The sequence below is a fragment of the Modestobacter sp. SYSU DS0904 genome, assembly GCF_054051115.1.
The window spans coordinates 72,094-84,014 of record NZ_JBJHAQ010000009.1; the positions used below are offsets into that span (position 1 = coordinate 72,094).

Sequence of the window (11,921 nt, forward strand, 5' to 3'; positions counted from 1 at the left end):
CCTTCTGCCGGCGACGGGACAGCCCCGTCCCTGCCATCTTCCCGGGTGCTCGCGACTCCGGCGAACCCACGGGCATCGGCAGCGGACGGCGACCGGTGCACCTGCTCCCCGAGGCGGACGGGACGGGTGTGACGAACGAGGTGACTGTTGTCGCTGCGTGACCTTATGGATGCGCAAAGTGCGTGTAACGATTCGTTCCGTAACTGATGCACATGGTCCGCACCGTGGTGCCGGACGCTCGGAGGGGTCTCTTCTTGTCCAGACGTCACATCCGGGGTGGCCGTCGTCGCCGCTTCCTGTCCGCCCTCTCCGCCCGCAGCGGCCGACACGCCCGGAGCTGCGCCGCCGCCGCCGTCCTGTGCATGACCGCCGCCCTCGGCGCGACGACGGTGGGGGAGGGGCCCGCTGACCCGGGGGCGGCGAGCACTGCCGCTACCGCGGACAGCGGTACCGGCGCGGTCCAGCTCGAGCCGGCCCCTGCCGAGGAGACGGTGCAGCCGGAGGTCGACCCGGCCCCGCAGGACGCCCCGGCCCCTGCGCCCGCTCCCGCGCCGGCACCCGCAGCCGCGCCGGGCACCACGACCACCACGCCGGCGCCGGCGCCGGCACCGGCACCGGCACCGAAGCGGACCCCCGCTCCGGCACCGAAGCCGGCTCCCGTCCCCGCTCCGGCCCCGGCCCCGGCCCCGGTCCCGGCCCCGGCCCCGGTCCTGGTCGCGGACACCCCGCGCCAGGCGCCCACGGTGGCGCTGACCAACCGGACCACGTCCTTCAGCGCCGCGGGGTACACCGCGGACTACCGGGTCTTCGCCGAGGGCATCGACCCGGCGAAGCCGATCGGCCTGCTGGTGTACGCCGACGGCACCGGTGAGTACGGCGTCGAGAACCCGACCCAGTCCTACGCCATCGGCGGGTCCAACGGGCTGGCCGCCGTGGCGCGGGCGCACAACATGGTGCTGGTGGCGCCGTTCAGCCCGAACCGCTCGTGCCAGTGCTGGGAGCAGGGGGACGCCGCCGGGTACGCCAACTACCTGGCCGCGCTGATCACCCAGGCGAAGGCCCAGTACGGCGCCGGTGAGCTGTGGTTCTCCGGCTACTCCTCAGGTGCGCAGGCCGCCACCCGCTTCGTCTTCCCGGCCCACCCGGCGCTGTGGTCCGGGGGCGGCGGGGTCATCGCGATCGGTGGGGGTGGCGCACCGGCGGGTCGCGCCACCATCCCCGCGGACGTGAAGGGGAAGGTCGTCATGCGCTGGGACACCGGCGCCCTGGACACCGGCGCCGGCGGAGGGTTCAACGCCCTCTCCGGGGCCTACGGCGCCCAGGCCGGGCAGCAGTGGTACTCGGCCCAGGGCCTCAACACCCGGCTGGTCGCGCCGGCCGGGGTCGGGCACGACCGGTCCGGGCAGTTCGGCTCGATCGTGCGCGCCTTCCTCGACGAGCGCTGAGCCTCCGCCCCGGCACCGCCGGGGCACGACGACACCGGCCACCGCCGGGAGCTCCGGTTCCCGCGGTGGCCGGTTCGTCGTGCGGTGCGTTCAGCCGGTCCGGGTGGCCTGACCGAGCCGCATCACCCGGTCGAGGAGGTCCTGGGTGAGGTCGGCCCCGAGGTCGGCCGGCACCGGCAGGCCGCAGTCGGTGAACCAGTCCGGGGTCGCCTCGGGGTGCGGCCCGACGACGCCCACCGCACCGGCACCGAAGGGCGCGACCACCGCCGCGGGCAGCCCGTTCTCGTAGGTCGCCAGCACCTCGGCCGGCCCCCGGGTGGGGTCGAGGTCGAACCAGGCACCGTCCTGGAAGAACACTTGCCGGCGTCGGCCGTCCCAGATCACGGTGGCCACCGTGTCGCGGGTGTGCGACGGCCGCGCACCCGGAGAGGCGATGAACTGGTCGGTGTCGCCGGGCAGGAGTCCGAAACCGGGCGTCTCCCCGGCGAGGTAGCCACCCAGGCAGAAGCCCAGGTACCGGCCGCCGCCGGCGACGTAGTCGCGGACCGCGGGCGCCTGCTTGCGGAGCTTGCGCCAGGCCTTCTCCAGCTCACCGCCGCCGGGCTGGGCGTAGAGCACCGCGGAGGCGAGCACGGCCGGCTCCAGGGCGAGCCCCTCCTTGGGCCCGACGAAACGGACGTCGAGGTCCCACCTGCTCCGGGCCAGCGCACCGGCCACCGCCTCCGGGCAGCCCGACGTCGAGGCGGGGCCCCGGTAGACCAGCGCCAGCAGCCGCCGGTCACGGTTCTGCCCCTGACCCGGATGACGACCACGACCGAACACGGTCAGCCCCCGGTCGTCGTGTCGCGCGGCTGGGCGGTGCCCAGCACTTTCCGCCGCACGGCCGTGGTCGCCCGCCAGACGAGCTCCTCCAGCGGTCCGCGCAGGTGGGTCCGGCTCCACACCAGAGCGAAGGTGAGCACGACGGCGGTCTGCACGACCCAGTTGGCCACGCCGGAGACGGGGACCACGAGCAGCAGCAGGTGCAGGCTGTAGAGCGTCAGGGTCATGCTGCCGGCGGCGGCCAGCGGGCGCAGCAACGGCTGCAGGCCGCGGCCGAGCAGCAGGCAGGCACCCAGCACGGCCAGCGCGACGCCGATGGTGAACGCCAGGTCCAGCGGGCTGCCGCTGTGCGGCGCCGTGGCCGCCAGCCACCAGGGGCTGTTGATCGGCGTCGTCCCGGAAGGACCCAGGGTCAACGTCTGCTGGTAGACGTCGAAGTCCATCGTCTGCAGCGCGTCCTCCCGCAGCGCGCGGCCCCCCCCGGCGACGTTGAGCAGCAGCATCGACAGCAGGCTCGAGCCCAGGGCGAGCGCCAGCCCGATCAGGGTGATCTGGCGGACCACCCGCCGTGAGGAGAGCGCCGCCCGGCCCACGGCCATGCCGGCCAGCAGGTAGGCGATCCAGACCAGGGCGGGGAAGACCCCGGTGAGCACCAGCTGGGTCAGCAGGACCAGCGGGTCGGTGACCAGCTCGGTCAGCGTGGGGTTGGCCACCTGCGGGGCGAGGTCGCTGCGCAGCGCCTGGCTGGCCAGCGGCATCACCAGCGCCGCGATCGCGGCCGCCACCACCAGGCCCCGGGTGGGCAACCGGAGGAACGGGATGGCGAGGGCGAAGAGCACGCCGTAGTAGGCCAGGATCACCGCGGCGTCGTCGGCGCCCACGGCGTAACCGAACGCCAGGCCGAGCCCGGCGATGATCACCGCCCGGGTCAGCAGGGACAACGCGCCGGCCCGCCATGCCAGGCTGCGCAGCGGACGCTGCCCGCCGGTGGAGACCGCGATCCCGACGCCGGCGAGCAGAGCGAACAGCGCCGAGGCCTTGCCGTTGGACAGCAGCCAGGCCAGCGACACGTCGCCGTCGTCGGTGACCGGGTCGGTCAGGTGGACCGACATCATGCCCAGCAGGGCGACGCCGCGGGCGGCGTCGATCCCGACCAGCCGCGCCCGGGGGCGCCGGGGCACCGCCCCAGATCCCGGACCCGCCGGACTGCCCTCGGCCGGGGTGCCGGCGACGTCACCGGCCGGCGCAGGTGCACAGCTGTGCGGCAGCCCCGCTGCGGCCGGGCTCTGCGGTCGCAGCGGGGCCACGATGTTCTCGTGCTCACTCGTGTGGGACAGGGTCATGCCCCCCGGTTGGTCGACGCGGTGCTGAGCTGCAGGCTCTCGGTGGCCGGGTTGCCGACGCCGGCGGCGTCGGCGGACGGGTCGTCCCGCAACGGCAGCGTGCTGGCCGGCGCCCGGCCGATCTTCTGGGCGGGGATGCCGCTCCACGCGGTGCCGGCGGGCAGCACCTCGCCCTTCATGACCAGCGAGAGGTCGGCGATCGTGGCGTCCTCCTCCACGGTGGAGCCGTAGAGCACCACCGACTTGTCCCCGACGCTGGCCCGGTCCCGGATGATGACGTGATCCATCTTCATCACCCGGTCCTCGAAGAGGTGGGTCTGCAGCGAGGCGTTCGTGCCCACCGAGACGTCGTCGCCCAGGGTCACCAGGTCGAACTCGGTGAGGTAGGTCGTGTCGATCAGCGTGCGCCGGCCGACCTTCGCCCCGTAGAGCCGGAGCAGCGGGCCGAGCAGCGGGGTGCCGGTCAGCCAGGTCAGCAGCGCGGGCACCGCGGCCGCCTCGTAGATGCCGGTGACGAACTCGGTGCGCCGGACGAAGCCGCTCCACAGCGGCCGCACGCGCGGCTTGTACCGGCCGACGAGGACCCACTTGAGCAGGGCCACCGCCACCACGACGGCGAGGCTGGACAGCAGCGCGATCAGCGGCGCCACGACCACGGTGGCGAGGACCCCGGTGTTCGCCGAGAGCACGGACACCCCGTACAGCGTCGCGAACATGGCGACGGCCAGCACCGAGCTGGGCAGGACAATGCGGAGGAACTCGATGGCGTACCGGGCGCGCACCCGGCGGCGGCTGGGCGTGAACGTCTCCGCCTCGGTGTACTCCTCGTACATCTCCCGGCGCGGCAGGTTGATCGGCGGGGAGCCGAGCCAGGAGCTGTCCGCCGGCACGCCCCCGGTCGGCGGCACGCTCCGGACACCGATCAGCGAGCCGTCGCCCAGGTGCGAGCCCGACGGGATGAAGGCGGCGTTCCCGACGAAGGCCCGGGCGCCGACCTCGGTGGCCTGGAAGGCCACGTGCCCGTTGGCGTAGGTGGCGCTGCCGACGCTGGCCATGTCGGCGACGAAGCTGCCGTCGCCGAGGGTGAGCAGGTCGGGGTCGATGTTGGCGATGGTGGAGACCTCGGCGCCGCGGCCCACCTTGGTGCCCACGGCCCGCAGCCAGATCGAGGTGTAGAGCGTTGCGTACATGCTGTTGTTGAGCATCAGGCTCATCTCCAGCAGCTTGTCGCCGAGCCACTTCTCCAGCCCCAGCTTGGAGCGCAGGTGGTGCACCCCCGGCGGGGTCTCGGTCAGGGCGAACCGGCGGCAGCCCAGGATCAGCGCGAGGGAGGCCGCCACGAACAGCGGGCCCGAGAGCGCGGTGGCGAGCAGTGCGGCGCCCAGCCCGAAGGTCAGCAGCACCCACCAGACCAGTACGACCACGGGGAGCAGCACGAAGAAGGGCAGCAGCTCCAGGAGCGCGATGCCGGCGGCGAAGCCGGTCCGGAGCTGGCGCGACCAGGTTCGTGGCGCCTGCATGCACCCGGTCATCAGCTCGAGCACCGGGTCGATCGCCTCGGTGGTCGCCTGGGCCGGTGACCCGGCCCAGGTCGCGCCCGCGGGGACGACCTGCCCGGCCGGCAGCAGAGACTGTTCGCGCAGCACCCCGCCCTGGTCGACCGCCGAGCCGGCCTCCAGCAGGGACTGGGAGCCGATGGTGGCGCCGGCGCCCACGGAGACCACGCCGAGGGAGAGGACCCCGTCGGCGACCCGGTGGCCGTGCAGTTGCGTGCCGTAGCCGATGGTCGCGCCGGGGCCCACGTCCAGCAGCGCCGGGAGGCTGATCTCCGCCGTCCCGATGTGGCAGTCGTCATCGATCCGGGCGCCGGCCAGCCGCAGGTAGGTGGCCGCCCACGGCGACCCGCTGAGGACCGTCAGCGGGGAGATCACCATCAGCTTCTGCACCGTCCAGACCCGCAGGTGGGTCCAGCTCCACAGCGGGTGGTCACCGGGCTGCAGCCCACGGGACAGCAGCCGGGAGCCGACGACCGGCAGCACCCAGCGGACGACGAGGAAGAACGCCGGCAGGGCGAGGGCCAGCTGGACGACCAGGGCGGCCGACGCCTCCCCGTCGTTCAGCGCGTACACCACGGCCGCCGGGAGCAGGAACAGCAGGACGATGCCGTAGAAGGTGGCCAGCTGGGCCGACCCGAAGGCGGCGACCCGGCGGCGGGAGGACTGCACCGGACGGCGCAGGTGCGGCTCCGCGACGGCTTCCCCGGACTGCGCGCCCTCCTCCAGGTGCGCGGCGAGGGAACGGACCGTCGGGTGCCGGTAGAGCTCGAGGATGGACAGCCCGGCGCCCAGGTCGCTGGAGCGCATCGTGGAGATGATCCGCGCGGCGAGCAGCGAGTGGCCACCGAGCGCGTCGAAGAAGTTGGCCTCGACCGACACCGCCCCGGACGGCAGCCCGAAGGCCTCCTCCCAGATCCCGGCCACCCAGGCCTCCACCGGGGAGTCTGGGGCGACGTAGGAGCCGGTGTCCCGCATCAGGCGCGGGCCCTGTGGTTCGGGCAGCGCCTTCCGGTCGGCCTTGCCGCTGGGCAGCATCGGGATGGTGTCGACCACGTCGAGGAAGGCCGGGACCATGTAGGGCGGCAGCTGCTGCAGGACCAGGTCGTGCAGCTCGGCGACGAGGCCCTCGGCATCGTCCCCGGGGCGGGGGATCACGTAGGCGGCGAGCTCTCCGCCGGTCTCCGGCGCCTCGAGCAGCGTGACGACCGCGGCGGTGACCCGGTCGTGCTGCAGGAGCATCCCTTCGATCTCCTGCAGGTCGACGCGGTGACCGCGGACCTTGACCTCGCTGTCGGCCCGGCCGAGGTACTCCAGCTCCCCGTCGGGGAGGAAGCGCCCGAGGTCGCCGGTGCGGTAGAGCCGCTCGCCGGGGAACCCGTTCGGGTCGGGCAGGAACCGGTCGGCCGTGAGGTCGGGGCGGTTGACGTAGCCGAGGGCGACGCCGGGACCACCGACGCAGATCTCGCCGACCTCGCCGTTGCCCACCGGCCGCCGCTCGTCGTCCAGCAGGGTGACGCGGTAGGTCGGCAGCGGCCGGCCGATGGTCACCGGCTTGCCGGGGTAGAGCTCGGCCATCGTGCAGGTGACCGTGGTCTCCGTCGGACCGTAGGTGTTCAGGATCCGGCGCCCCGGGCCCCAGCGGTCGACGAGCTCGCGCGGGCAGGCCTCGCCGCCGACGTTCACCGTGCGGATCAGCGGGAGGGTCCGGTCCAGGGTGGCCAGCACGGTGGGGACGCAGTAGATCATCGTGATCTCGTGCTCGGCCAGGAAGTCGGCCAGCCCCGACCCCACCCGGCGCCCGTCGGTGGGGCCGGCGACGAGGGTCGCGCCCACCGCCCAGGTCGGCCAGATCTCCTCGATGGAGAAGTCGAAGGCGATCGTCATGCCCTGGTAGACCCGGTCGGTCGGCTCGACGCCGTACAGCACCGGCACGATGCCGATGAAGTTGCAGATGCTCGACTGGGCGATCTCGACGCCCTTGGGGCGGCCGCTGGAGCCCGACGTGTAGATGATGTAGCAGACCGGGTCCCCGTCGCTCTCCAGCTCCGGGCGCCAGCTCGGGGCAGCCGCGAGGGCCCCACCCAGCTCGTCCAGGTACAGCGGCGGGCAGGGCAGCCCGGCGCAGGTCGCGGCGAACGACGTGGTCGTGACCACGAACCCGAGCTCGGAGTCCTCGGCGATGTACTGCACCCGGTCCGCCGGGGCCGCCGGGTCGATCGGGACGAAGGTCGCCTCGGTCTTCGTCACCGCGAGCAGGGTGACGTAGGTGTTGACCGAGCGGTCCAGCAGGATGCCGACCCGGACGCCGGCCCGGACGCCGAGGCGTAGCAGGTGGTTGGCCAGCCGGTTGGCCCGCTGGTCGAGGTCGGCGTAGCTCAGGCGCTCGCCGTCGCACTCCAGCGCCGTCGCCGAGGGGTGCTGGTCGCAGGTCCGCTCGAAGTACTGGGACAGCCGGGTCGTGTCGTGCGGCGGTCGGGGCGGGTGGCCCGTGACGTTGTCGGAGAAGGAGAAACGCCGGTCCGTGCTGTCGAGCTGGGTGTCCCCGGGGGTGGTGAAGCCGGGGATGAAGTCCCAGCTGTCGCGCTCCGTCGCCATGTACTCGCTCTCAGAGTTGACAATCAAGAATCCTGATCGACGTTAGGGAGAAACACAGCCGAGGGCCAGGGAATCCAGGTGAACGATTAACGCCGCGCGCGACTATGACTTCTCGTGGGGGCTCAATAACGGCCAGTCAGCGGTCCTCGAACGTCAACCAGGAATGGTCTCGCAGTGTCACTAATTGCCTCCGGAGAGTGCATTCCGCTCCTCAACCTGCAGGTAGCGCGAGGAGGGGGATCCCAGTGCGCGTAGGGGTGCGCCGGCAACGGGCTCGGCGACCGCTGGTAGTGGTGGCCACCCCCGCCGAGGTGCTCGACGGCACGGACGTCGGCCTGCTCGGTGATGCCGAACGAGCCCGCAGCGCGTCCTTGCGGGACCCGGCCGACCGGGCCGCCTACGTCGCCGCCCACCTGCTGGTGCGCCGGTGTGCGGCGGCGTTGACCGGGCGGCCGGTGACCGAGCTGTCCGTGCGCCAGTGGTGTGCCGACTGCGGGACGGCCGGGCACGGCCGCCCCTCCCTCGTCGGCCTCCCCGACGTGCACGTCAGCTGGGCACACACCCGGGGGACCGTGGTCGCCACCGCTGCTTGGGGCCGGGTCGGGGTGGACGTGGAGGCGCTGCCTGCGGACGGCGCCGCAGCCGGCCGGTTCCCCTGGCTGGCGCCGGCCGAGAACCGGCAGGTTCAGTCGGCGGCCGACCCGCCGCTGCTCGCCCTCCGCTACTGGCTGCGCAAGGAGTGCTTGGTGAAGGCCGGGATGGGGACCCTCGACACCATGCACCGGATCGATCTGTCCCGGGCCGGCGAGCGCGTGGACCCCGCAGGGCGGTCGGTGACCGGCTATCGCGGGATGCGCGTGGTCGACTGGTACGAGCCGGCGCTGGTTGCGCAGGTGGCGTTCGCCTCCGCGGGGGCGGGGATGCCGGACATCCGTTCCTTCGCCCGGCTGACCAGGCAGCCAGGGCGCGACTGAGTGGTCCAGCCGGCGGACCGAGCTCGGCCACCGTGTACCCGGGCCGCTGGTCGAGTCGATCGATTCGGTCTGTCGCCGGGGGCGCGGGTCACGACAGGGCGCTGGCCAGCTCCGGATCGGCCAGCACCTCGGGCAGGTTGGCGAATGCGGCCCGCGGATCGTCGGGCGTCGCGATCGAGTAGTCGTTCTGATCCAGGTACCGGCGCAGGGCCCGGTTGAAAGCCCTCCGCGCCTACGTGTGCCCGGGGTCTCGACCAGCACTGCGCCGCCGCCCAGGTCGCTTCTCGGTCCCAACCTCGGCCCCTCTCCCACGGGAGCATGGGGAATCCGGTGGCGAACCAGGCGACGTCGGTCCGCGAGGACGTGCCGACCCGCTCGTCCACGTCACTGCCGAGCGAGACGGACGTCGAAGTCGAGTTCGACGGAGACCTGCTCGCCCGGTCCCGAGCAATCGGTGAGCGGAACCTCGAGGGGCCGGTCAGCCGGTACCAGGCGGCTGACCGGCCGCGCTGGACCCGGTCTCCCGGTGCAGCGGCCGGGCTACCCGTCCCGGTGTCGTCCCGTCCCGGCGGTCCCGGAATCCACGGTCGGAGACGCAGCGGCAGGGGCAGGGGCAGGGAGCAGCATCCGCTGCACCCTTGTCGCGGCACTGTTGATCAATCCCTCCAACGGCCCGCGTCCCCTCCTGGCCATCCACACGACGGCAACCAGGACAACCACGACCATCTGCACGACGAACGTCCACACCTTGCCCCAGGGCAGCGGAACGAGCGAGAGGATCAGCAGGTGCAGGACGTACAGGGTGAGGGTCATGTTCCCCACCGCTGCGAGGGACCCGAACTGGGACGGCGCTACGCGGCTCACCAGGAGGACCGCGCCGAGGAGGGCGAGCGAGATGCCCATCGTCCCGAACAGTTCCAGGGGCGTCCCCGAGTAGGGAGTGTCCGTGGCCAGCCACCAGGAGGTGTCCCGAGGCGCCTGGAAGCCGGGACCCCACTGAAGGGCCTCCTCCAGTTCCGTTGCACCCAACCGGCCCTGGCTCGCGGTTTCGATCCGGGCTCTGCCGCCCAGCGGGTTCAGCAGCATCCACGAGGTCGCCTTGGCTGCTGCGGCCAGCGTCAGCCCCCCGATGAGCAGTGCCAGCGGGGCCTTGCGCGAGGTCAGACTGCGGAGCCGCCCCACTGCGAGGCCGGCACACAGGTAGGCCATCCAGGGGAGCGCCGGGTAGACGCCTTTGACGGCCGTCTCGACGACCCAACCGAACGGGTCGCTCAGCACGTCACCGAACGTCGGATTCACGGACTGGGCGGTGGGCAGATCGTTCCACAGGAGGGCCGCGAGCACCGGGACGACGACGGCCACTGCGATGGCGGCCAGTGCGGCGCCGGTGGCGTTGAGCCGGATGAGAGGTACGGCGAGCAGGAACATGAGCCCGTAGGAGACCAGGACCACGACGGCGTGTTCCTCGTAGTCCACGACGTAACCCAATGCCAGTCCGAGCATGGCGATGAGGACGGCGCGCACGGCCAGAGTGACGGCCGCGGGGGCCAGTGCAGCTCGGGGCAGCCGCCTGGGACCACCGGTCGAGAGTCCCACACCGACTCCTGCGAGCAGGACGAACGTCGCTGCCCCGTAGCCGCCGATGACGTAGAAGGCACTCGGGGAGCCGTCGGCGTCAGCGAAGGCCAGGAGGTGGGCGGCCATGATGAGGAGCATGGCGAGGCCACGGGTCGCGTCGATACCCACGAGGCGTCGCGGGCGGCCGGTCGCCGGGGGCGAGGCGTCGGGCCTGCCAACGACGGACCGGCGGGCGACAGCCCCGCCAGGGGTCCCCGGCACCGGTCGACCTGCCGTGGGCTCGCACGCGTGCGTGAGTCCGTCGGGAGGTGTCGCAGTCGTCGTTGCGCCGGCGTCCGGCAACGCCGGCGCGGGAGAACCGGGGAGCGGTTCCTCCGAGACGTCCACTGTGCGGTTGCCGGTCACTGAGTATCGGGGCACGAGTACGTTCCTCCGCTGGTCGAGGAGGCGAGCGAAGCCTCTGAGTGGGGCCGTTGCGGCTCGCGGCGGAGCCCGATCTCCGGTGCTGGGATGTCGTGCCCCACGGGTCGAGGAGGTGGCGGTCCTGCCCGTCGATCCGGGGCACGCCTCGTGCAACGCCGGAGAACGCCGGAAAACAGATACATCTCCTTGTACTCGATCATTCGCTGTGTGGAATGGACAGCCCGAAGTCGATCGTCGGAAGCTCGCGCGGCGTGTCGGGCACTCTGCGTGGGAGAGCAACTGCCACCGATGGTGGACCATCCCTGTCCACTGGACTCTTGCGTCCTCACGGGCATGCCGAATGGCTTCTCCTGATGCGGTGATCGAACCGGTGAGGGGCGCACTGCCTGCGGCGACAGTGAGAGGCATGCTCTCGGAAGGATGAGTAGAGTCGCGCCGTCGGGGACGTCCACCTGGCTACCCGTGGAGGTGCGTGTGCGCAGGCTGGCCATCGTTCTCGGCGTGCTTGCGGTCTTGTTGGGCCCGGGGAGTCTTGCTCGCGCCGAGGAGCCGATGGAGCTGGACGGTCAGCTCACCGACCGGGCGGATGCGCTGAGCGGCGAAGAGGAGGGCCAGGTCGCTGATGCACTGGCCGAGCTCGAGGCTGAGCATGGGCTGACGCTCTTCGTCACGTTCGTCTCCGGATTCGACGAGGCCACGGGTGCGGACGTCGACTGGGCGGGTCAGACGGCAGAGCTCTCCGAGCTGGGTGAGTCGTCCCTGCTGCTCGCAGTGGACCACGATGTCGATGCGTACGAGTGGTGGATCGCCGAGGACTCGTGGCTGGGGCAGGCCAACGTCGAGGAGCTGATGACCACCGAGGTGGAGCCCCTGCTGACGGACGAGGACTACGTCGGCGCCGTGACGGCGTTGGTCGAGGGCCTCGGGGCCGATCCGGACCTCCTCTCCGCGGACGACACGTCGTCCCCGGAGACGATCGTCGGGATCGCGGCCAGCCTCCTGGTGGTCCTCGCCGGTGGAAACCTCTACCTCCGCCGACGTGCCGCGGCCGGGTCCGCGCACTAGAAGCCTGCTGAACCAGGGGACAGGTGGGGCAGCGGCCTCACGGGGGTCTGTGCCGCGACGCGGACCCAGGGATCCGGAAGTGCGTCGAACCTGGTTGCCACTGCTGCCAGGGTCTGCCCG

Annotated in this window: 7 protein-coding genes; 3 read left to right on the forward strand and 4 right to left on the reverse strand. The window is 72.3% G+C overall.

The window, feature by feature from the left end:
- The first annotated feature begins 362 nt into the window (after positions 1 to 362).
- Positions 363 to 1,445 (forward strand): hypothetical protein, encoded by a 1,083-nt coding sequence (locus ACI79U_RS08535; RefSeq protein ID WP_457069704.1) that lies wholly within the window; start codon positions 363 to 365, stop codon positions 1,443 to 1,445.
- Positions 1,446 to 1,535: 90 nt separating this feature from the next.
- On the opposite strand, the gene ACI79U_RS08540 is transcribed toward ACI79U_RS08535, so the two are convergent.
- The 3 genes from ACI79U_RS08540 to ACI79U_RS08550 are packed head-to-tail and all read right to left on the reverse strand — an operon-like array spanning position 1,536 to position 7,761.
- Positions 1,536 to 2,267: a BPL-N domain-containing protein gene (locus tag ACI79U_RS08540; protein ID WP_457069702.1), complete on the reverse strand. Its 732-nt coding sequence runs from the start codon at positions 2,265 to 2,267 to the stop codon at positions 1,536 to 1,538.
- 2 nt (positions 2,268 to 2,269) lie between these two features.
- Positions 2,270 to 3,610: a heparan-alpha-glucosaminide N-acetyltransferase domain-containing protein gene (locus ACI79U_RS08545; RefSeq protein WP_457069700.1), complete on the reverse strand. Its 1,341-nt coding sequence runs from the start codon at positions 3,608 to 3,610 to the stop codon at positions 2,270 to 2,272.
- Positions 3,607 to 7,761: a Pls/PosA family non-ribosomal peptide synthetase gene (locus ACI79U_RS08550; protein ID WP_457069698.1), complete on the reverse strand. Its 4,155-nt coding sequence runs from the start codon at positions 7,759 to 7,761 to the stop codon at positions 3,607 to 3,609. The genes ACI79U_RS08545 and ACI79U_RS08550 overlap by 4 nt, the downstream gene beginning before the upstream one ends.
- Before the next feature lie 293 nt (positions 7,762 to 8,054).
- Between ACI79U_RS08550 and ACI79U_RS08555 the strand changes: the two genes are divergently transcribed.
- Positions 8,055 to 8,735, forward strand: coding sequence for a 4'-phosphopantetheinyl transferase family protein (locus ACI79U_RS08555; RefSeq protein ID WP_457069696.1), 681 nt, complete (start codon positions 8,055 to 8,057; stop codon positions 8,733 to 8,735).
- Positions 8,736 to 9,275: 540 nt separating this feature from the next.
- Here the strand turns inward: ACI79U_RS08555 and ACI79U_RS08560 are convergent.
- On the reverse strand, positions 9,276 to 10,481 hold the full coding sequence (locus ACI79U_RS08560) for an acyltransferase family protein (protein WP_457069694.1): 1,206 nt from the start codon (positions 10,479 to 10,481) through the stop codon (positions 9,276 to 9,278).
- 729 nt (positions 10,482 to 11,210) lie between these two features.
- Between ACI79U_RS08560 and ACI79U_RS08565 the strand changes: the two genes are divergently transcribed.
- Positions 11,211 to 11,801: a TPM domain-containing protein gene (locus ACI79U_RS08565; RefSeq protein WP_457069692.1), complete on the forward strand. Its 591-nt coding sequence runs from the start codon at positions 11,211 to 11,213 to the stop codon at positions 11,799 to 11,801.
- Positions 11,802 to 11,921: the final 120 nt, after the last annotated feature.